The sequence below is a fragment of the Chromobacterium haemolyticum DSM 19808 genome (assembly GCF_000711885.1).
GTDB classification, from domain to species: Bacteria; Pseudomonadota; Gammaproteobacteria; order Burkholderiales; family Chromobacteriaceae; genus Chromobacterium; species Chromobacterium haemolyticum.
In genome coordinates this window covers 156,860-176,909 of record NZ_JONK01000004.1, presented here as the reverse complement: position 1 = coordinate 176,909, position 20,050 = coordinate 156,860, and the positions used below count along the sequence as shown (strand labels likewise).

Annotated in this window: 17 protein-coding genes; 9 read left to right on the top strand and 8 right to left on the bottom strand. The window is 62.7% G+C overall.

All coding sequences use genetic code 11. The features are described 5' to 3' along the window. Nucleotides 1-67: 67 nt before the first annotated feature. A complete protein-coding gene (locus tag BR71_RS02890) occupies nucleotides 68-433 on the bottom strand; it encodes an ester cyclase (RefSeq protein WP_019102666.1) in 366 nt (121 codons plus the stop codon). A gap of 328 nt (nucleotides 434-761) precedes the next feature. On the opposite strand from BR71_RS02890, the gene BR71_RS02880 reads away from it, so the two are divergent. From BR71_RS02880 to BR71_RS23975, 3 genes are all read left to right on the top strand, one after another. Continuing rightward, complete coding sequence (locus tag BR71_RS02880) at nucleotides 762-1,694, top strand: LysR family transcriptional regulator (protein WP_043592683.1); 933 nt, start codon at nucleotides 762-764, stop codon at nucleotides 1,692-1,694. A 93-nt stretch (nucleotides 1,695-1,787) separates the two neighbouring features. After that, a complete protein-coding gene (locus BR71_RS02875) occupies nucleotides 1,788-2,972 on the top strand; it encodes an FAD-dependent monooxygenase (RefSeq protein ID WP_043632389.1) in 1,185 nt (394 codons plus the stop codon). Nucleotides 2,973-3,218: 246 nt separating this feature from the next. Continuing rightward, nucleotides 3,219-3,710, top strand: coding sequence for a hypothetical protein (locus BR71_RS23975; protein WP_052370284.1), 492 nt, complete (start codon nucleotides 3,219-3,221; stop codon nucleotides 3,708-3,710). A gap of 7 nt (nucleotides 3,711-3,717) precedes the next feature. On the opposite strand, the gene BR71_RS02865 is transcribed toward BR71_RS23975, so the two are convergent. The 5 genes from BR71_RS02865 to BR71_RS02845 all read right to left on the bottom strand — a co-directional run bounded on the left by BR71_RS02865 (nucleotide 3,718) and on the right by BR71_RS02845 (nucleotide 9,430). Continuing rightward, the gene (locus BR71_RS02865) at nucleotides 3,718-5,154 is read right to left on the bottom strand and encodes an EAL and HDOD domain-containing protein (RefSeq protein WP_043592691.1); all 1,437 of its coding nucleotides are present in this window, start codon (nucleotides 5,152-5,154) and stop codon (nucleotides 3,718-3,720) included. A 50-nt stretch (nucleotides 5,155-5,204) separates the two neighbouring features. Continuing rightward, entirely contained in the window at nucleotides 5,205-6,305 is a 1,101-nt protein-coding gene (aroC, locus tag BR71_RS02860; protein ID WP_039755621.1) for a chorismate synthase, read from the bottom strand. Nucleotides 6,306-6,362: 57 nt separating this feature from the next. Continuing rightward, the gene (locus BR71_RS02855; protein WP_052052151.1) at nucleotides 6,363-7,007 is read right to left on the bottom strand and encodes a 2OG-Fe(II) oxygenase; all 645 of its coding nucleotides are present in this window, start codon (nucleotides 7,005-7,007) and stop codon (nucleotides 6,363-6,365) included. A gap of 59 nt (nucleotides 7,008-7,066) precedes the next feature. After that, nucleotides 7,067-7,984: an alpha/beta fold hydrolase gene (locus BR71_RS02850; protein WP_043632387.1), complete on the bottom strand. Its 918-nt coding sequence runs from the start codon at nucleotides 7,982-7,984 to the stop codon at nucleotides 7,067-7,069. Nucleotides 7,985-8,218: 234 nt separating this feature from the next. Then, nucleotides 8,219-9,430, bottom strand: a complete 1,212-nt coding sequence (locus tag BR71_RS02845; protein ID WP_043632385.1) for an MFS transporter — start codon at nucleotides 9,428-9,430, stop codon at nucleotides 8,219-8,221. Nucleotides 9,431-9,549: 119 nt separating this feature from the next. On the opposite strand from BR71_RS02845, the gene BR71_RS02835 reads away from it, so the two are divergent. Then, a complete protein-coding gene (locus BR71_RS02835) occupies nucleotides 9,550-11,256 on the top strand; it encodes an ABC transporter substrate-binding protein (protein ID WP_052370283.1) in 1,707 nt (568 codons plus the stop codon). Nucleotides 11,257-11,364: 108 nt separating this feature from the next. Beyond that, a complete protein-coding gene (locus BR71_RS02830) occupies nucleotides 11,365-11,796 on the top strand; it encodes an Hsp20/alpha crystallin family protein (RefSeq protein ID WP_019102677.1) in 432 nt (143 codons plus the stop codon). Nucleotides 11,797-11,879: 83 nt separating this feature from the next. Here the strand turns inward: BR71_RS02830 and pepN are convergent, their stop codons facing one another. Next, nucleotides 11,880-14,504: an aminopeptidase N gene (pepN, locus tag BR71_RS02825; protein WP_043632378.1), complete on the bottom strand. Its 2,625-nt coding sequence runs from the start codon at nucleotides 14,502-14,504 to the stop codon at nucleotides 11,880-11,882. Between the two features lie 82 nt (nucleotides 14,505-14,586). Next, complete coding sequence (locus BR71_RS02820) at nucleotides 14,587-16,365, bottom strand: M61 family metallopeptidase (RefSeq protein ID WP_043632376.1); 1,779 nt, start codon at nucleotides 16,363-16,365, stop codon at nucleotides 14,587-14,589. Between the two features lie 470 nt (nucleotides 16,366-16,835). Between BR71_RS02820 and ccoN the strand changes: the two genes are divergently transcribed. The 4 genes from ccoN to ccoP are packed head-to-tail and all read left to right on the top strand — an operon-like array spanning nucleotide 16,836 to nucleotide 20,000. Beyond that, nucleotides 16,836-18,260, top strand: a complete 1,425-nt coding sequence (gene ccoN / locus BR71_RS02815) for a cytochrome-c oxidase, cbb3-type subunit I (protein WP_019102680.1) — start codon at nucleotides 16,836-16,838, stop codon at nucleotides 18,258-18,260. 16 nt (nucleotides 18,261-18,276) lie between these two features. After that, the gene (gene ccoO / locus BR71_RS02810; RefSeq protein ID WP_043632373.1) at nucleotides 18,277-18,891 is read left to right on the top strand and encodes a cytochrome-c oxidase, cbb3-type subunit II; all 615 of its coding nucleotides are present in this window, start codon (nucleotides 18,277-18,279) and stop codon (nucleotides 18,889-18,891) included. A gap of 3 nt (nucleotides 18,892-18,894) precedes the next feature. Next, nucleotides 18,895-19,086, top strand: coding sequence for a cbb3-type cytochrome oxidase subunit 3 (locus BR71_RS02805; protein WP_019102682.1), 192 nt, complete (start codon nucleotides 18,895-18,897; stop codon nucleotides 19,084-19,086). Continuing rightward, the gene (gene ccoP / locus BR71_RS02800; protein WP_043632371.1) at nucleotides 19,083-20,000 is read left to right on the top strand and encodes a cytochrome-c oxidase, cbb3-type subunit III; all 918 of its coding nucleotides are present in this window, start codon (nucleotides 19,083-19,085) and stop codon (nucleotides 19,998-20,000) included. The genes BR71_RS02805 and ccoP overlap by 4 nt, the downstream gene beginning before the upstream one ends. The last annotated feature ends 50 nt before the right edge of the window (nucleotides 20,001-20,050 follow it).

Genomic DNA, 20,050 nt, shown 5'->3' with positions numbered 1-20,050 from the left:
CAATTAACACATAATTATGACAAAAAGTTAATCAATAGATGCGCGGCATGCAAGCGGCGACGACAGCTCAGCTGCTTTGTATCCAATACTCAACAATACGCCCCTTCTCCACCCGATAGCAGGCGCTGCCGATTTGCCGAACCGGCTCGCCGCTCCCGGCCAGGTTCCGCCCAATCTGAGTCCAGCGCGCGTACGCCTTGTCTCCGTCCACCAGCAGTTCGTCCACCCGAAGTTCGAAAGCGCCGTAGTCGCGCAGGAACTCGCGCACGTGAGCCGCGTAATCCGCCGGGCTGCGCTCCAGCGTGTACGGCGACTCCGCCACCAGTTGATGCGCCAATACCTTAGCCGCCAGATAATCGCTCGCCGCATCCGGATTGCGTCCGGAACGCACCTCGTTCAAAAACCCCGTCACTATCGCTCTGGTATCCTGCATTTTCGTTTCTCCTCGATTCAACATCACGGTTAATGAAATACCCGTCGGTTCCGGGCACAATCGACCGGATTGGCGCACTGCCGCCCCCCGCTCGACGCCGCATACCTCACGCGCTCCAGCTCCTCGGTTTCGTCGCGAAGCGCACGCCGTGCGTGGGCCTGCATGCCCTGCCACCACAAGCGGCCCAGCCACCTCCAAAACCGGCTCCATCCCTCCTTGGCTCCCCATGTCATGATGCGCTCCAATTGTTCTGCTATTGATCACGCAAGCATGCTAATCTACATGCCCATACAATAAAATCCGTGAAATACCCACACACTGTTCTGAAATGAAAACAAACCACCCTCCCTCTCCAGATGCTCTGCTGGCTTTCGACGCGCTGGCCCGCCACGGCAGCTTCACCGCGGCGGCCGACGCGCTAGGATGCGCCAAAAGCCGCGTCAGCCAATTGGTCAAACAACTGGAGCTGGAGCTGGGCACGGTGCTGGTGCTGCGCAATACCCGGCGCGTGGCGCTGACCGAGGCCGGCCAACGGCTGGCCATACACGCGCGCCAATTGCGCGAGATGCTGGACCGGGTGCGCGGCGACGTGGGCAATGTTCAGGATTGCGTGGAAGGGCCGCTGGTGATCAGCTCCGCCTCGGCCTTCGCCCAGTTCCTGCTGGTGCCCATCTTGTCGGAGCTCTCCAATCAGTACCCGGGGCTGGAGATGCAGTTGCAAGTGGAAAACCGGCTGCAAGACCCTGTGGCCGAAGGACTGGATTTTTGCGTGCGCACCCGTAATGTCTACGACGACGGACTGGTGGCCAAACCGCTGGGCTTCATGCGCGAAACCGTCTACGCCTCGCCCGGCTACCTTGCGCAAGCCCCCAGGCTGGAACACCCGGAGGACTTGTGCCTGCACCGCGTGCTGTACGACTCCAGCAAGGCCCCCAGCGAAACAGTGGAATGGGCGCTGGAAAAAGACGGTGTCTATGTGCGCATGCCGGTACGGCCGGTGCTCAGTTGCAATCAGTATTCTCCGCTGGTTTCCGGCGCGGTGGCCGGCTGTGGCCTGGCGCTGCTGCCCCACTACGTGGCCAACAGCTTTCTCGCCACCGGCCAGTTGGTGCCGGTGCTGCCGGGCTGGAGCCACGACTGCTGGCCGGCTTTTCTGGTCTACCCTTACCGGCACCCGTTGCCGCGCAAGAACGAGGTGTTCATCCAACACGTGGTGCCGCGGCTGCGCGCGCTGCTGGCGGCGGAACCGCAAACGGCTTGATCCAGACCAAGACGCGCGGCGCCTCCTCTGGGCTATGCTGGCGCGCGACCTGGCGCTCGGGGAAAGCGCGGGCAAACGATTGGAAAGGGATTTATGCAACACAGCGATATTCTCATCGTCGGCGGCGGCATGGTGGGCTCGGCGCTTGCCGCCGCGCTGTCCGGCCACGGCCTGAGCATTGCGGTGCTGGAGCAGACGCCGCCCGCCCCGTTCGACGCGACTCAGCCGCCGGATCTGCGGGTTTCGGCGATCAGCCCCGCATCGGCGCGTTTTCTGGCGGGCATCGGCGCCTGGGACGCGGTCCTGGAAATGCGCGCGGCCCCCTATCTGCGCATGCAGGTGTGGGAAGACGAGGAAATCGACGGCACGCTGTTCACCGCCGAGGAGGCCGGCGAAGCGGCCCTCGGGCACATCGTGGAGAACCGAGTGGCGCAATTGGCCGCCACCCAAGCCCTGCTGGGAAAAGCGGACATCGACTATCTGGCGCCGGCCGCCATCCGCCGCATCGTCTACCAGCCCTTCGCCTCGCGCGTGGAACTGGAGGACGGCCGTCAGTTGAGCGCCCGCTTGCTGGTCGCCGCCGACGGCGCGCGCTCATCGGTGCGCGATGCCGCCGGGATCGGCGTCACCAGCTGGGATTATCCAATGCACGCGCTGGTGGCCTGCTGCGAGCAGGAACAAACACAGCAGGACATCACCTGGCAACGCTTCACCCCCACTGGTCCGCAAGCCTTTTTACCGCTGACCGGCCAATACGGATCCTTGGTCTGGTATCACCGCCCTCCGGAAGTCCAGCGTTTGCTGGCGCTGGACGAGGCGGAACTGGCCGCGGCCTTTCACGCGGCCTTTCCGCGCAAGCTGGGCAATATCCGCCGCATCGTGGCCAAGGGCAGCTTTGCGCTGACCCGCCGCCACGCGCAGCGCTATGTCAAGGACGGCGTGGCTCTGGTGGGCGACGCCGCCCACACCATCCACCCGCTGGCCGGCCAAGGCGTGAACCTGGGCTTCCAGGACGCGGCCAAACTGGCCGAGGTGATCCTTGAAGCCGCGGCCCAAGGCCGGGATTTTGCCGCCGTCGACGCGATGCAGCGCTACCAGCGCGCGCGCAAACCGGCCAATCTGGCCATGCAAACCGCGATGGACGCCTTCTGCTATGGTTTTGGCAACGACATTGCCCCGCTGCGGCTGGCGCGCAAGCTGGGGATGCGCCTGGCCAATCACGCCGGCCCGCTGAAGCGCGAAGCGATACGCTACGCGCTAGGGTTGAGGGGCGGCTGACGCCACACGCATTTCTCCTTGCTCGCCACGGCGTCATCGCGGTTTAGCGGCTATGCTGAAGCGTTCGGACTTCATCCGCGCCGGCACCGCTTTCACGGCTGCCGGCCACCGTTCAAGGAGACTGCCCAATGAAACGCCTGCCCTTGCTAACCGCGCTGGTTTGCGCCTTAGGTTCGCTGTCCACGCCTGCCTTGCCCTTCTCTCCTCCACACGGCCCGCTGTTCAGCCAGGCAGGTGGCAGTGGACATGACGGAGGAGGAGGTTCCGGCGGCGGCGGACATGAAGGCGGAGGGGGCGGTTCCGGCGGAGGCGGACATGACGGCGGAGGCGGCGGTTCCGGCGGAGGCGGCGGTTCCGGCGGAGGAGGACATGACGGTGGCGGGGGCGGTTCCGGCGGCGGCGGGCATGACGGCGGAGGCGGAGGTTCCGGCGGAGGCGGACATGACGGCGGAGGCGGCGGTTCCGGCGGAGGTGGACATGAAGGTGGCGGCCCAGGCTCCGGCGGCAATCACGAGGGAGGCCCGCAAGGCGGCCATGCTCCCGGCAATGCCGACGGCGGTCCGCAACATGGAGCCCCTCCCGGCGGAGCGCCTCATGGCGAACCTCCGGGAGATCGTCGCGCGGCGCCAGGCGCCGACGACGCGGCCGCTCAGAACAAGGGCCAGCAATAAGCCGGCGGATAGCACAAGGCCGCGCCTAAGGGCGCGGCCTTGTTTATGGTCCGGAGGCGATAGCTAACACCCTCTCAGACCGCCTCCACATTGTTATGAACCTCGCTATCGCGCAACACTACCTGCGCCCATACCGCGGCATCCATATAGTACTGGTTGACCAAATCGACGTCGAAATCCAACACCTTGGCCAGCGCCTCGATCTGTTCAGTGTCACCCTGCTCGCAAGCCAGCGCCATCGACAGGAAAGGCGCGAACATGCCGCGTTGTTCCACCACCGCCTCGCGCACAGGCGAGGCCAGCTCCAGCGGGTCCAGTACATCGGGGAAAGGCGCGCCCAGCAAAACGTCCAGCATGGAAAACATGCCGGTGAGGAATAGATGCTCGGCCTCCACACGGTTGCCGCGGTAGCTGCCCATGCGCTCCAGCAAGCGGGCGCGGATCAGTGATTTTTCCAGCAGCGACACCGCGGTGCCGTCGTCCTTGCGCGAGGTGAACAGCAGCATGGACAGCCACTTGAACAAGGTTTCCCGGCCCAGCAGCAGCAAGGTTTCCTCTATGGTCTGCACCTTGCGCGACAGGCCGTGCACCGGCGAATTCATGAAACGCAGCAATTTGAACAGCAACACGGAGTCCAGCTTGAACTGGGTTTCGATCTCGGCGGCCGCGGCATTGGCGCGCAACATGCGCATGATTTGCAGCACCCGGGTCTGGCTGGCATCCACCTTGCCGCCTTCCAGCGCGCGGACGGTGGCGATGAAAGGCCCGTGGAACAGGGCGAAGCGATTATGTCCCGGCCCGCGCAGACAGACATCCAGATCCTCCGCGGTGCCGACATTGCGCGCCATCCAGCGCACAGTGGGGTAACGCTTGGGCAATTGATCCAGAATCGGCTCCAACACCTTGGCCGATGGCGCGTCGAAATCCAGAATCATGAAGTCCATGCGGCTGAAAAGATCGTTCTGCAGATGGGCCGGCAAGCAGCCCGGATCATAGGCGGCCGGCTCCAGCGCGAAACGCATCGCTTTTTGCTTAAGCGCGTCCAGCCGCTTGATCATATCCTCGGACACCGAACCGGTCTGCGACGGCTCCAGCACGAAGATCACGCTGCTGGCCGGCATATTCGACAGCATCGGCTCGTCCAGGGTGTCGATGGAGATATGGACAAAGGCGCGGCGGAAGGCCAGCAAGCGGAAAATGTCCATATTCTGCAGGGTGCTGAGCATCAGCCTGTCAAACTCCTGCTGCTTGCCGGCTGCGATATTGCGCTTGCCCTGACGCACAAAGAAATCGTAAGCCACCACCCGCTGCAGCCTGTCCATCACCGGCTGATGCGAAACGAAGCCCAAAGTGGGCGGCAAATCCAGCGGCGGCGCGTTCTCCAACTGCCGGCTGGCCGGCGAGTCGTGAGCCAGCTCGGTGAACGGCGCGGGCACAGGCTGTTCGTCGCTCGTGGAGTCCGAAGATTTCTTCATACGGCCGGTCAGGCCGCTGATCAGATTTTTCAGCATGTTCCATCCTACCGGATATGCCGGCGTCGTCCCGGCTTACGGTTTACAGTCTAGCCGATTCGGCCGGCAATTCTGGGAGTATCTACCGAAACATCGCCGCATTGCGCGCGATGACGCAAAGCGTGGTCGATCAACACCAGCGCCAGCATCGCCTCTGCGATGGGGGTGGCTCGGATGCCGACGCAAGGATCGTGGCGGCCGTGGGTTTCCATGGTCAGCGGCTGGCCTTGCTTGTCTATCGAGCGGCGCGGCTGGGCGATGGAAGACGTCGGCTTAATGGCGATGGAAACCTCGATGTCCTGGCCGGTGGAGATCCCGCCAAGCACGCCGCCGGCGTGATTGCTGGCGAAGCCCTGTGGCGTCAGTTCGTCGCCGTGCTCGCTGCCGCGCTGGGTCACGCAGCCAAAGCCGGCGCCGATTTCCACGCCCTTGACCGCGTTAATGCTCATCATTGCGTGGGCGATGTCGGCGTCAAGACGGTCGAACACCGGCTCGCCCCAGCCCACCGGCACGTTCTCGGCCACCACCCGCAGCCGCGCGCCGATGGAGTCCAGACTCTTGCGCACGCTGTCCATATAGCTCTCCAGCTGCGGCACCACCTCGGGGTCTGCTGCAAAGAAGGGATTGCCGGACACATGCTCCCAGGCTTTGAAGGGAATGGCCACTTCCCCGATCTGAGTCATATGGCCGCGGATAACGATGCCGTAGCGTTCATGCAGCCATTTCTTGGCGATGGCGCCGGCGGCCACCCGCACCGCCGTTTCGCGGGCGGAAGAACGGCCGCCGCCGCGCGGGTCGCGGATGCCGTACTTATGCCAATAGCAATAATCCGCATGACCGGGACGGAAGGTGTCGGCGATATTTCCGTAGTCCTTGCTGCGCTGATCAGTATTGCGGATCAGCAGCGCGATCGGCGTGCCGGTGGTCTTGCCCTCGTACACGCCGGACAGGATTTCCACCGAGTCCGGCTCGCGGCGCTGGGTGACGTGACGGCTGGTGCCGGGCTTGCGCCGGTCCAGTTCCGCCTGGATGTCGGCTTCGTTGATCTCCAGCCCCGGCGGGCAGCCGTCCACCACGCAGCCAATGGCCGGGCCGTGGCTTTCGCCGAAGGAAGTCACCGTGAACAACAACCCCATGGTATTGCCTGACATCTTCACTGTCCTTTATATGCGGAATCCTTGGCGAAGATTCTAGCACGACCCGCCAGGCTACCAGCCGGCCGCCGTCGCCATGCGGCGGCGAAACCAACCGGTGATGGACAAACGCTGCCGGCCGGCCGGCAACACTTCATGCCAGAAGCGGTCGGACAAAAACAGCGCCAGGGTGCCGGCTTCCGGCCGGACATCGACATGACGCTCGCCCTCCTCGTCCAGGTACAGGCGCATCTCGCCGCCGGCCTCGGCCGGCCAGTCATCGTTCAGATAAAGCACCGCCGTCAGCGCGCGCGCGTCGTCGTCGCGAAAGCGGTCCAGGTGTTTTTTATAGAAAGCGCCCTGCGGATACACGGCGAAGTGGGACTCCAAGTCTTCCAGGCCCATGTAAAACGCCTGGTTGACCGCCTGTCGGACGGCATCCAGCTTGGAGAAATACAAGGAGGCGGCGGAGTCCGCTTGCTCCGGCTCCAGCCACAGCACCGAATCCGAACGGATTTCACTGCGGCGGTTCTGCTGCGCGGCGCGCCCAACGGCGGCCTCATGGAATTTTCCCTGCTGCCAGTTGATCAGGCACTCCTCGCGCAGCAGGCGGATTTCTTCAACGGTGAACAGGCTGCGGTCCACGACCCAGCCCTGTTCGGCAAGGTTGTCGATAACGGGCCCTAGCAAATAGGGCGAAACTTCAAAGTCTTGTGTCATGGTTCATTCTCCCAGGCGCGATTTCTACCACAGCCGCGCGTCCAGGAAAATGTGATTTATCAGTAATTTTCGACGACCTCCTCATACCGCCCATGCAGCCATGCCAATACCAGCGGGAAATGGTCCCGGATGGCATCAGGATGAGTCAATAATGACACATGGTTGTAGTCGTGCAGGTGGCCGGCGCGCCGCGACAGCAGACGCAGCCGCGACAGATGCGGACCGGATTCATCGCGAAAACGGCGCACGTCTTCAGGATGGCCGCGACAGGGATCGTTGCCGGCGGCGAAATACAAGGCCGGCGGCAAGCGCGCGCTTTGGGCGGCGGCGCCGTAGTCGAAGCCGTCGTCGCTATCCACCCAGGGCTTGGGCTGCGCCCACAGCTTGCTTTGCAGATGACTCTTGTCGCTCTCATCGTCCGCCCCCAGCCGGATGCGCCGCGCCGGCAGGTAGCCGAACAGGCGTATCAACACACGCGAGGCGATATTCCACATGAAGTCCACCTCCACCAGCTTGTTCAGATTGCGCACCCTCACGCTGCGCTTGCTGCCGAAGTAGACCAGGCTGGCCACTTGCTCCGCCAGCTCGGGAAAACGGATCAGTGAGCTGGACATGTGCACCCCGCCCCAGGAATGCGCCATCCAATGCAACGGCGCGCCGTTCTTGAGTTCGCGAATGTGGCGATGCAGCGCCGGCAGATCCTCGCAAATGGTCTCGGTCTGCCCGTGGCGCGAAGCCCGGCTGATCTTGGGCAGGCTGCGGCCGCGGCCGCGCAGGTCGGCCACAAATACATCGCAGCCAGCCTCGGCCAAGTAATGGGCCAGCCCTCGACCGGACTCGCTGTAAAAAGTGCGGCCGCTGGCCATCACCCCGTGCAGCAGCAACACCGGCGGGCCGTCCTCCCGGCAATAAATGCGTTTCAGATACAGTTGCTCGTCGCCCACCGCGACAAAGTGGTCTTGCTGGCGCTTTTCCATGCGTTCTCCTCGTATCGGCGTCTGCTTCGTCGTCTGCGCGACGATTCAAACAAGCGCTTGATCATGACAAAAATGTCGTCAAAGAGAAAGCTCGCCACGCGTCACAACCGGTACTCCATCTCGCAAGCCAAGGTGAAAACGGCGGAGAAAGCGGAGCGTACACACGGAACATGAGCATTTCGAAAGGGCTTTCAGCGCCGTATCGCCGACGCGCAGCAGATCGTAAACAGGTTCTCAGATCTTCAAAGCCGCAGCCTGCCAGCACCCGATGCTCCGGGCCTGTCGCAAGGCCTCGCCGCGCAACGCCAGCCACCAGGCCAGCATGCACAAGCTCGCCATCACAGCGAACAACACCCCGCCGGACGCGCGGGCCAACATCCAGCCGGCCAACATCGGCCCCAACGCCCCGCCCAGGCTGGCCAGATTCTGCGCGCCGTAGTAGACGCCTTTGCAGTCCTCCGGCGCGATCGCGTCTATGTACAGGTATTCGGCCGGCACCAGCACGATCTCCCCCACGGTGAACACCAGCATCGCAGCGCACATGCCCAGCAGCCCGCCGGGCGCCCAGCCCAAGCCCAAAGTCCCCAGCCCCAGCAGGAGGAAGCCGGCGCCGATGGCTTTCATCAAACCGGAGCCCCCGATCCGCCGGCCCAGCGGATATTGCAGCAAAACCACGCCAACCGCGTTGCAGCTGATCAGCGCCGACATCCAACGCAACACCTCGGCCTCCGGCAGCGACTGCATCAGATACAGGGGCAGATAACTGGAAAAGCGGGCGTACACCAAGTTGGCCAAGGCACAGCTCAGGGTGAACAAGACCAGCACCCGGTCTTGCCGCAAACGGCCCAGCGTCGCCAGAAAGCCCGGAGCCGGCGCGCCGGCCTCCCGGCGAGGCGCACAGGAGCCGCGCGGGGTCGCCAGGCCTCCCGCCGCGGCCAACACGATCGCGCACCAGAACGGCCAGTCGCCTCCCCAGGCCAGCAGCAGGCTGCACAGCAGCGGCCCCAGCGCCCAGCCGACGTTGGCCAGGGTGTAGCGCAAGGAGAAAGCCTTGCCGCGCCGCTCCGGCGGCAGCAAATCGCTGATCAAGGCCTTGATAGCGATGCTGTGCACCGCCTGGCCTATCTCGCTGAGCGCCAGCGCCAACGCGCTCCACCACAACTGCTGGCTCAACGGCAGCACTAGATAATTCAGCGCGATCAACGCCACAGAGCCCAACAGCACCGGCCGCCGCGGCCAATGATCCAGCAAATGGCCGCCGTACAAGCCCATCAAGGCCGACAGCAGCAAGACTCCGCCCAGCAGCAAACCGGTCTGCTCGCCGTTCAAGCTCAGTTGCCGCCCCAGAGTCAGCACCAGCAAGGGCGCGATCACCGCCCGGCTCATCGTCAACAACCAGGAGCTGGCCAGCAAGCAACGCACCTGGATTTCTTTTTCGTCAATCATGCCAACGCCTATGCAAACAGGAAGTGCCCCCAGTATCCTGCTAAAAGCGGAACGCAAAAATGGATGAAAACAGAACAAATCGCTTCCGCTTTTAGCGGAGTCCTCAGCGGGAAGCAAACATGAAGCTGGAACAACAATATCAGGCGCTGCATCAGGCCTACGCCGACCGGCAGCCTGCGCAGCCTGCGCAGCCCGCGCAGCCCGCGCAGCCGGGGCTGGCCGAACTGTGCGCGCTGTGGAAGTGCAGCGAGCGCAACGCCCGTTTGCAACTGGCCAAGATGCGCGCGCGCGGCTGGCTGTCCTGGGAGCCGGGCCGGGGACGCGGCCGCAAATCGCGGCTAAGCCTGCTCTGCCGGCCGGAGCAGTTGGAATGGGAGCGTCTGCAGCACCTGCTGCGCGACGGCAAACTGGAGCAGGCTTTCGCTCAATTGCCACCGCAGCGGCGTGAACAATTGCTGAGCGCGCTGCCACAATACCTGGGCAGCGCCGCGCAAGGCCGCTGCCTGCGCATCCCGATACCGCATGCGCCGTTGAGCCTGGACCCGATCACCGTCAGCGGCCGGCTTGAGTCCCATCTGGTCCGGCAGATTTTCGACCGGCTATGCCGCTTCGACCGCGCCTTGCAAAGCCTGCAGGGCGGCCTGGCTCACTACTGGGAAAGCGACGCCGAGGCCCGACGCTGGCGCTTCTGGCTGCGCCCCGGCCTGCAATTCCACGACGGCTCGCTCTTGCAAGCCGACGCCGTGGCCGCCAGCCTGTTGCGCCTGCGCGAACCGGACAACCCCTATCAGCGGCAATACCGCCACCTGAGCTCGGTCGAGGTCCACGACACGCTGTCCTTCAGCTGCCGCTTGGACGACGGCGATTTTCTCTGGCCGCAGCGGCTGGCCACCGCCAACAGTTCCATCGTCCCCTTGCGGCGCAATGCCGACTTCGACCGCCTCCCGATAGGCAGCGGGCCGTTCCGGGCGCTGCGTCACAGCGAGCAGCGTCTGAGCCTGGCCGCCTTCGCCAACCATTACCGCGAACGGGCGCTGCTGGACGAGATCGAACTGTGGTTCATTCCCTCCGGCAACGACGGCCAAGACTTCCACCTGCGTCTGGATTACGCCAACGACGACGCCAACGGCAGGCTGCAATCCGCTTGCACTTATTTGCTGCTGAATCCGGCGCTGCCTGACAGCGAACGCGCACCGCTGATGCGCTGGCTGGCGGAGCCGGCGCTGGTCCAGGCCAACGACGCCCTGCAAACGCCGGCGCTAGGCCTGCTGCCAGGCTGGCGCCATCCCTTGCCGCAAGCAGAGCGCCGGCCTCGGCTCGACCGCACCCGGCTGCGCCTGTTCCATTACGACCTGCCCTGTTTCCCGCCGCTGGCCGCCGCTATCCGTCAACGCCTGGCCGGACTGGCCATTGAGTTGGAGATCCACGCCCTCAGCAGACGCGCTTTTTTTCACGACCAAGACTGGTGGCGGCAGGCCGATCTCATGCTGTGCAGCGAGGTACTGCACGACGATCGCGACTATAGCTGCCATGAGTGGCTGGGCACCCGGCAGCCGTTGCAGCGCGGCTTGAGCGCGGAGGCGCAGGCGCGGCTGAACGCGCAGTTGCGGGATATTCAGCGCCAAGCGGACAGCAGGCGGCGCATGGCCGGATACGCCGCCATCGGAGATTGGCTGTGCGCGGAAGGCTGGGTGCTGCCGCTGTCTCATGAGCGCCAGGGACATCAGGCCAGCCCGCAACTGGCCGGCCTGCAAATGAGTGAAAACGGCTGGACCGATTTCGCCGGCCTGTGGCTGCGGCCTGTCCAATCGGACTGGCCGGCATGAATCCCGATGAATTTTCCCTTCTTGGGGACTTGAGAATCCCAGCGACGTCCCTATATCGACAACAGGGCCCGTTTTACACCTAAACCATTGATCGAAAAGGAGAGTAAGATGAATATCCTGCCTTCCCGCGGCAATGTTAGCCTGTTTGACGAACTGTTCCGCGACTTCACCCCAGGCTTCTTCATCAAACCGCTGCACGGCGATCCGCTGCCCAGCCAGATCAAGATCGACGTGAAGGAGTCCGAAACCCAGTTCATCGTTCACGCGGATATTCCCGGCGTCAGCAAAGACGACATCCACGTGGAAGTGGACGGCCCGCTGGTTACCATTAAGGCGGAGGTGCGCCAGACGGACAGCGAGCGCAAGGACGAGCGCCAACTACGCACCGAGCGTTTTTACGGCGCGGTATCGCGCAGCTTCCAACTGCCGGCGGAAATCGAACGCAACGCGGCCAGCGCAAAATACGAAAACGGCGTGCTCAGCCTGACGCTGCCGAAGAAGCAAGGCAGCCAAGGCGGGCAGCGGCTGCGCATAGAATAAGCCTCGCGGCAAATACGCCTCGTCGGCCATGAAAAAAGCCCCGGTTTGAAACCGGGGCTTTGTTTTCAGCAGCGCGAGGCGGCTCAGGCTTCCAAAATCTTGGACACGATCTCGTACACGTCCTTGGACAGCGGCTGCCCGGCCAGACGCTGCAATTGCTCGCGCATCAGCGCCTGACGCGCAGGCTCCAGCTTTTTCAGCCGGCGGAAGGCGTTGACGATGCGGCTGGCCACTTGCGGATTGATCGCGTCCAGCGCCAGCACCTGATCGGCCAGGAAGCGGTAGCCGCTGCCGTCGGCGGCGTGGAACAAGGCCATATTGGCGCCAAAGGTGCCAATCAGCGCGCGCGCCTTATTGGGGTTCTTCAAGGTGAAGGCAGGATGCTGCATCGCCGCCTGCACATGCTCCAGCGTGCCCGGCAGCTGGCTGCTGGCCACCAGCATGAAGAACTTGTCCATCACCAGGGCGTCACCCTGCCAGCGGGAGGCGAAAGCGGTGAAGCAATCGTCGCGTTCGGCGCCGTCGCGATCACGCAAGGCCAGCATCGCGCCCATCTGGTCGGTCATATTGTCCGCCTCCCGGCACTGCTTGGCGGCGGCTTCCGCCGGCCAGGCGTCGTCCAGGCGGTTCAACATGGCCAACGCGCGGTTTTTCAGATCGCGCTTGCCCGCGTCTTGCGGCTTGTAATCGCGGGTCTGGCTCAGCTCGTACGCCTCGCGCCACTCGCCGCGCAGCGCCTGCGCCAACTCGTCCAGCACGAAATCGCGTACCTGATGGATGCTTGCCGGATCGGCCTCCTCCACCATCTCCAGAATTTCCGCCTCGGAAGGCAGAGCCAGCATCAGAGCCTTGAACGCCGGATCGGCGACATGATCCTTAAGCACCGCGCGGAAAGCGGCGACAAAGGTCTCCGGCAGCTTCAGTTCGCCGCCGGCGGCCAGCGTCGCCAACAGCTGCTTGAACAGACGCTCGGCCAAGGTTTGACCGGCTTCCCAACGGCTGAAGCTGTCGCTGTCGTTGGCCATCAGGAAAGCCAGTTGGTCGTCGCGCCAATCGAAATCCAGCTTCACCGGCGCGGAGAAACCGCGCAGCAGCGAAGGTACCGGCTCGGCCGGCACGCCGACGAAGGTGAAGCTCTGCTCCGCCGCCTTGACGTCCAGCACGCGGGTGCCGCCCTGCGCTTCGGCTTCGCCCTCCAGCTGCAGCGGCAGGTCGGCGCCGTCGGCGCCCACCAGGCCCAAAGCCAGCGGGATGTGGAACGGCTGCTTCAGTTCTTGCCCCGGCGTGGGCGGGCAGGATTGACGCACATTCAACGTGTAGCTACGCGCCACGCTGTCGTAGCGGCCGCTGACGCTGAGCACCGGGGTGCCGGCCTGGCTGTACCACAAGCCGAACTGGCCCAGGTCCACGTCGTTGGCGTCGGCCATTGCCGCCCGGAAGTCGTCGCAGGTCACCGCTTGGCCGTCATGGCGCTTGAAATACAAGTCCATGCCCTTGCGGAAACCCGCTTCGCCCAGCAGAGTGTGATACATGCGCACCACTTCCGCGCCTTTTTCATACACCGTCATGGTGTAGAAATTGTTCATCTCGATATAGCTGTCCGGGCGGATGGGGTGGGATGTGGGGCCCGCGTCCTCGGGGAACTGGTGAGCCCGCAGGCCCTTGACGTCCTCGATGCGCTTGACCGCGCGGCTGCTCATGTCGGCGCCGAATTCCTGGTCGCGGAACACGGTCAGCCCTTCTTTCAGCGATAGCTGGAACCAGTCTCGGCAGGTCACGCGGTTGCCGGTCCAGTTGTGGAAGTATTCGTGGCCGATCACTCGCTCCACGCCTTGGAAGTCGGCGTCGGTGGCGGTGTCCTTGCGCGCCAGCACGTACTTGGTGTTGAAGACGTTGAGGCCCTTGTTCTCCATCGCCCCCATATTGAAGTCGCCGACGGCGACGATCATATAGATGTCCAGGTCGTATTCCAGGCCAAAGCGCTGCTCGTCCCACTTCATCGAGTGCTTCAGGGACTCCATCGCATGCTGGGTCTTGTCCTGATCGGCGGGTTCGGTCCAGATCTCCAGCGCCACTTCGCGGCCGCGCATGGTGACGAATTTGTCCTTCAGCGCCGTCAGTTTTCCGGCTACCAAGGCGAACAGATAAGACGGCTTCTTATACGGATCCACCCACTTCACCCAGTGGCGCTTTTTGTCCACCATGCCCTCGCCCACCTTGTTGCCGTTGGAGAGCAGCACCGGGAATTTGTGCTTGTCGGCCATGATGGTGGTGGTGAACTTGGCCATCACGTCGGGACGATCCAGATAATACGTGATCTTGCGGAAGCCCTCCGGTTCGCACTGGGTAAACAGATTGCCGTTGGACGCGTACAAACCCATCAGGCTGGTGTTGGCCGCCGGATCAATCTCGGTCTCCACTTCCAGGATGAAGCTGTCGGGCACGCCGCGCACGGTCAGTTGTTCGTCGGCCAGCGCGTAGCCGCTTTCGTCCAGACGCTCTCCGTCCAGCGTTACCGCCACCAGCGCGGCACTGCCGTCCAGCACCAGATCGTCCTGGCGCGCGGCCTTGTCATTACGGGTTACCACCAAGCGCGCGTGCACGCGGGTGGCGTCGTCTTCGATGTCGAAGCTCAGATCGACCCGGTCAATCAGAAAAGCGGGGGCTGCGTAGTCGTTGCGGTACTTGACTTGCGGCTGTTGAGCCATGTCTACGTCTCCTTCGATGCCGGCTGCGCCGGTCTTGGCTGGAGGGGAACGGCGCCTGGGAACGGCGCCGTCCCGATGAATGTTAGCGGCGCAGCCACCGGGCGCCGTCGTCCTGCAACAGCAACCGGCAGGCGTCGGCAGGCGCGGCTTGCAGCTCCACTTGCGCGCTGATCAGTTCGTCGCGGCGGAACCAATGCAGTTTAAGCTTATCGCCCGGCTGATAACGCGCCAGCGCCTTGTCCAGATCCACCGCTTTGAGCTTGTCTATCGCCACGATCACGTCGCCCCCGGACAGGCCGGCGCGCTGCGCCGCCCCGCCGTCGTAGACGTTGATCACGCGCACGCCCTGGGCCTCGGCCACCGCCTTGACGCCCAGGCTGGCCGGAGCCGGCTTGCCGTTCAACACCAGGCCGCCGCGATCGCCGGCGTTGGCGGCCGGCTCAAAGCGCAGTTCCACGCCCTGGGTAGCCAGCAGCTGGGCCAGCGGCAAGGGCTCGACGCCGCGCAATGCTTGATCGAAGAAGGCTTTGAGATCCAGGCCGGTAACGGCCTGCGCCTGTTTTTCCCACTCGTCCTCGGCCAAACCCTTGCCGTCGTCCAGCCACTTGCGCCACAGCGCCCGCATCACATCGTCCAGCGACTGACGGCCCTGGCTGTCGCGGCGTATGGTCAAGTCCAGCGCCAACGCGGCCAGCGCGCCCTTGGTGTAATAGCTGACGATGCTGTTGGGGCTGTTTTCGTCTTGCCGGTAATACTTGGTCCAGGCTTCGAAACTGGATTGCTCCAAGGTCTGCTTCAGGCGGCCGGCGCCGCGCTCCACGCCGCTGATGGTCTCCGCCAGCAGGCCCAGATAGCGCTTTTCATCGATCAGACCGCAGCGCACCAGGCTCAGGTCGTCGTAATAGGAAGTGATGCCCTCAAAGGCCCACAACAAACGGGTGTAGCCTTCCTGGTTCAGATCATAGGGCGTGAACGCCGCCGGCTTCATCCGCTTGACGTTCCAACTATGGAAGTATTCGTGGCTGATCAGACCCAACAGTTTCAGATAGCCGTCGCCGATCTCCTCAACGCCCTGTTGCGGCAAATCGTCGCGATTGGCCACCAGCGCGGTGGAAGCGCGATGCTCCAGACCGCCGTAGATGTCTTTGCCGACGAAAAGCATGAACACATAGCGTTCGAACGGAGCCGGCTCGCCAAACAATTTGATCTGGTATTCGCAAATTTTCTTGGTGTCGCGCGCCAAGCGCTTGAGGTCGGCGCGGAAACGACCGGAGACAACGAATTCGTGCGGTACGCCGCAGGCTTTGAAGCTGACTCGCTCGAAGGCGCCCAACTCCACAGGATGGTCGATCAACTCGTCGTAGGAAGCCGCCTGATAGCCGCCGAAGCCGGTTTTCTTGTCCGCGCCGCGCGCCGGCAGACTGGTCGCCACTTTCCAATCGGCGTAGGCCTTGCCTTCCGGCGGCAGGATCTCCACCGCGCAGGCCTCGTTTTCATAGCCGTCCACCGCCAGGAAAACGCTGCTGCCGTTATAGAAGCCGCGCTCCGCGTCCAGATACGCTCCGCGCACGGACAGATCAAACGCATAAACTTTATAGCGCAGAACCAGCACGCCCTTGACCGGCGCGGCTTGCCAGCTGTTTTTTGTCAACTGGACCAGCTGCACCGCTTTTCCCGCGGATTCCGCGCGAATTTCCACAATATGCCTGGAGAACTCCCGGATCATGTAACTACCGGGAATCCAAGCCGGCAAGGAGAAAATCTGGCCGTTCTTTGCGGGTTTGGAAACGGTCAGGACGACCTCGAAAAGATGCGCCTCAGGGGCGCGGGGACATAGGGTGTAGCGGACGGAAACGGTCATGATCTGCCTGCAATCGTTGCAAAACCTTCTGATTTTAGCACTTGCCGCGGGTAAACGCTGCGTTTTATGACATCTTGATCCAGGTCAAGAAGGCTGGGCCGCCAGACAATACAATCTCGCCAGTAGCAACAGTATTTGCAAGAACTGTCACGCTCGCTTGAGACATAAATAAAGACAAATGGGAAAGCGACATCCCCGGCCGTCCAAACTGGCCCGATATGGGTAATTGATTTAGAATGCCGGGTTAACTAAATGGGGAAATTGCGCTGTCGCAATACGGGATGAACTGCTAATACAGACATCAGTACCGCTGCGATCTGGGTCAAGCGCTTGATTTTAATAAAAGTCGTTTTCCCTACGGCTTCGTCTGGATACAGTCACATCAGTACAGATTGGGACAGTCGCCCGGACTTCAAGCCGTCGATTAGATATGTCACGTTCTGAGTTAGCAACCTTGGAGAAAACCCTAAATGGAAACGCAATCCACTTATAACTATAAGGTGGTGCGCCAATTTGCCATCATGACCGTCGTGTGGGGCATTGTCGGCATGTTGGTGGGCGTCATCATTGCGGCCCAACTGGTCTGGCCCGATTTGAACTTCGGCCCCTGGTTCCACTTCGGCCGCCTGCGCCCGCTGCACACCAATGCGGTCATCTTCGCCTTCGGCGGCTGCGGTTTGTTCGCCACTTCCTACTACGTAGTGCAGCGTACCTGTAACGTCCGGCTGATCTCCGACAAGCTCGCCGCCTTCACCTTCTGGGGCTGGCAGCTGGTGATCGTGCTGGCCGCCATCACCTTGCCGCTGGGCCTGACCACCAGCAAGGAGTACGCCGAGCTGGAATGGCCGATCAAGCTCCTGATCGCGGTGATCTGGGTTGTTTACGCCATTGTTTTCTTCGGCACCATCGCCATCCGCAAGGTCAAGCACATCTACGTGGCCAACTGGTTCTACGGCGCCTTCATCCTGGCCGTGGCCCTGCTGCACATCGTCAACTCCGCCTTCGTGCCGGTGTCGCTGTGGAAATCCTACTCCGCCTACTCCGGCGCCGTGGACGCCATGGTGCAATGGTGGTACGGCCATAACGCCGTGGGCTTCTTCCTGACCGCAGCCTTCCTGGGCATGATGTACTACTTCATCCCGAAACAGGCTGGCCGTCCGGTTTACTCCTACCGCCTGTCCGTAGTGCACTTCTGGGCGCTGATCTTCACCTATATGTGGGCCGGCCCTCACCACCTGCACTACACCAGCCTGCCGGACTGGACCCAATCCGTAGGCATGGTGTTCTCCCTGGTGCTGCTGGCTCCGAGCTGGGGCGGCATGATCAACGGCATCATGACCCTGTCGGGCGCTTGGCATAAGCTGCGCACCGACCCGGTGCTGAAATTCCTGGTGGTATCGCTGTCCTTCTACGGCATGTCCACCTTCGAAGGCCCGATGATGTCGATCAAGACCGTCAACGCCTTGTCTCACTACACCGACTGGACCATCGGCCACGTGCACTCCGGCGCGCTGGGCTGGGTGGGCTTCATCACCATCGGTTCCATGTACTACCTGATTCCCCGCCTGTTCGGCCGCGAATCCATGTTCAGCCTGAAGCTGGTTGAAGCCCATTTCTGGCTCGCCACCGTCGGCGTGGTGCTGTACATCGCCGCATTGTGGATCTCCGGCGTGACCCAGGGCCTGATGTGGCGCGCGCTGAACCCGGACGGCACCCTGACCTACGCTTTCGTTGAGGCGGTCAAAGCCACCTATCCGTACCACTTCGTGCGTCTGCTTGGCGGCTTCCTGTACCTGCTCGGCATGTTCCTGATGGCCTACAACACCTTCCGCACCGTAACCGCGGGCCGTGCCGTAGACGCCAAGATTCCGGCCATCACCGCCCACGCTCATTGAGGCGCAAGGAAACATCATGGATAAGATACAAAAACTGATCGAAGAACACGTCGGCTATCTGATCGTGTTCACCCTGCTGGTCGTCAGCGTGGCCGGCCTGGTGGAAATCCTGCCGCTGGCCTTCCAGAAATCGACCACTCAGCCGGTGGCCGGCGTCAAGCCCTACACCGCCGTGCAGCTGGCTGGCCGCGACATCTACATCCGCGAAGGCTGCCACACCTGCCACACGCAGATGATCCGTCCGTTCCGCGCTGAAACCGAACGCTACGGCCATTACTCCGTGGCCGGCGAATCGGTTTACGACCACCCCTTCCTGTGGGGCTCCAAGCGCACCGGGCCGGACCTGGCCCGCGTAGGCGGCCGCTATTCCGACGAATGGCATCGCGTGCACCTGGTCAACCCGCGCGACGTGGTGCCTGAGTCCAATATGCCTGCCTTCCCGTGGCTGGCCAAGAATCTGGCCGACGCCGACAGCGTGCCGACCAAGATGAAGGCGCTGCGCCTGGTTGGCGTCCCATACACCGACAAAGACATCACCGAAGCCAAGGCTCAGGTGGAGGGCAAGTCGGAAATGGACGTGCTGGTCGCTTACCTGCAAGGCCTGGGCCTTGCCTTGAAGAACGTTCGTTAAGCCATGGACTGGGTAACCATCGGACGCTCGCTGTTCACGGTAGTGTGCTTTGCATTCTTCATCGTGGTGCTGGGCATCGCCTACAGCAAGCGCTCCAAGAACCGGTATGAGGACGCAGCCAACCTGCCCTTCCTCGACGACGACAAGGTGCAGGAAGCGGAACAAGACCAAGCTTCCAACGGAGCAAAAAAATGAGTGATTTCGTGAGCGAATTCTGGAACATCTGGATCACCGCGATCGTGCTGGGCGGCCTCGTATGGCTGACCTATCTGGTGTTTTCACAATCCAAGATCAAGGTGCAAAAGGGCGAACAGGTTGAGATCACCGGCCACGTGTGGGACGGCGACCTTTCCGAATACAACCACCCGCTGCCGCGCTGGTGGATGTTGATGTTCTACGTGACCCTGGCCTTCGCCGTGGTCTACCTGATTCTGTACCCTGGCCTGGGCACCTGGAAAGGCGTGTTCGGCTGGACTTCGGTAGACCAGTACAAGAAAGAGCGCGCGCAGGCGGAAGCCAAGTATCAGCCGCTGTACGACCAGTTCCTGAAACAGGACGTCAAGGCCGTGGCCGCCGACCCCAAAGCTCAGGAAATGGGCAAGCGCCTGTTCCAGACCTACTGCGTGCAGTGCCACGGCTCCGACGCCCGCGGCGCCAAGGGCTTCCCCAACCTGACCGACAGCAAGTGGCTGTGGGGCGGCGACGTCAAGGACATCCACACCACCATCTCCGAAGGCCGCCACGGCCAGATGCCGGCCTGGGGCGCGGCGTTCGGCGAGGAAAAGGTCAAGGACGTCGCCAACTACGTGCTGTCGCTGTCCAAACGCAAGCATGACGCTGAACGCGCGGCTCGCGGCAAGGAAACCTTCGCCACGGTCTGTGTCGCCTGCCATGGCCCGGACGGCAAGGGCAACCAGCAGTTGGGCGCGCCCAACCTGACCGACAACAACTGGTTGTACGGCGGCAGCGAGAAAACCATCATCGAAACCATCACCAACGGCCGCAACAACCAGATGCCGGCCTGGAAAGACTTCCTGGGTGAAGGCAAAGTACACCTGTTGACCGCTTACGTCTGGGGCTTGTCCAACAACCCCAAAGCGCCGCAATAAACCGGTACTGATCTACTGCCCGCTCATGCGGGCAGTATTCTTTCGCGAGG

Bases quoted from the DNA above. Each gene is read 5' to 3' on its own strand.
- ccoN (WP_019102680.1), top strand. From the start codon at position 16,836: ATGGAAACGCAATCCACTTATAACTATAAGGTGGTGCGCCAATTTGCC.
- BR71_RS02865 (WP_043592691.1), bottom strand. From the start codon at position 5,154: ATGCTGAAAAATCTGATCAGCGGCCTGACCGGCCGTATGAAGAAATCT.
- BR71_RS02875 (WP_043632389.1), top strand. From the start codon at position 1,788: ATGCAACACAGCGATATTCTCATCGTCGGCGGCGGCATGGTGGGCTCG.
- BR71_RS02835 (WP_052370283.1), top strand. From the start codon at position 9,550: ATGAAGCTGGAACAACAATATCAGGCGCTGCATCAGGCCTACGCCGAC.
- BR71_RS02805 (WP_019102682.1), top strand. From the start codon at position 18,895: ATGGACTGGGTAACCATCGGACGCTCGCTGTTCACGGTAGTGTGCTTT.
- BR71_RS02855 (WP_052052151.1), bottom strand. From the start codon at position 7,007: ATGACACAAGACTTTGAAGTTTCGCCCTATTTGCTAGGGCCCGTTATC.
- pepN (WP_043632378.1), bottom strand. From the start codon at position 14,504: ATGGCTCAACAGCCGCAAGTCAAGTACCGCAACGACTACGCAGCCCCC.
- ccoO (WP_043632373.1), top strand. From the start codon at position 18,277: ATGGATAAGATACAAAAACTGATCGAAGAACACGTCGGCTATCTGATC.
- aroC (WP_039755621.1), bottom strand. From the start codon at position 6,305: ATGTCAGGCAATACCATGGGGTTGTTGTTCACGGTGACTTCCTTCGGC.
- BR71_RS23975 (WP_052370284.1), top strand. From the start codon at position 3,219: ATGACGGAGGAGGAGGTTCCGGCGGCGGCGGACATGAAGGCGGAGGGG.
- BR71_RS02890 (WP_019102666.1), bottom strand. From the start codon at position 433: ATGCAGGATACCAGAGCGATAGTGACGGGGTTTTTGAACGAGGTGCGT.
- ccoP (WP_043632371.1), top strand. From the start codon at position 19,083: ATGAGTGATTTCGTGAGCGAATTCTGGAACATCTGGATCACCGCGATC.
- BR71_RS02820 (WP_043632376.1), bottom strand. From the start codon at position 16,365: ATGACCGTTTCCGTCCGCTACACCCTATGTCCCCGCGCCCCTGAGGCG.
- BR71_RS02830 (WP_019102677.1), top strand. From the start codon at position 11,365: ATGAATATCCTGCCTTCCCGCGGCAATGTTAGCCTGTTTGACGAACTG.
- BR71_RS02880 (WP_043592683.1), top strand. From the start codon at position 762: ATGAAAACAAACCACCCTCCCTCTCCAGATGCTCTGCTGGCTTTCGAC.
- BR71_RS02845 (WP_043632385.1), bottom strand. From the start codon at position 9,430: ATGATTGACGAAAAAGAAATCCAGGTGCGTTGCTTGCTGGCCAGCTCC.
- BR71_RS02850 (WP_043632387.1), bottom strand. From the start codon at position 7,984: ATGGAAAAGCGCCAGCAAGACCACTTTGTCGCGGTGGGCGACGAGCAA.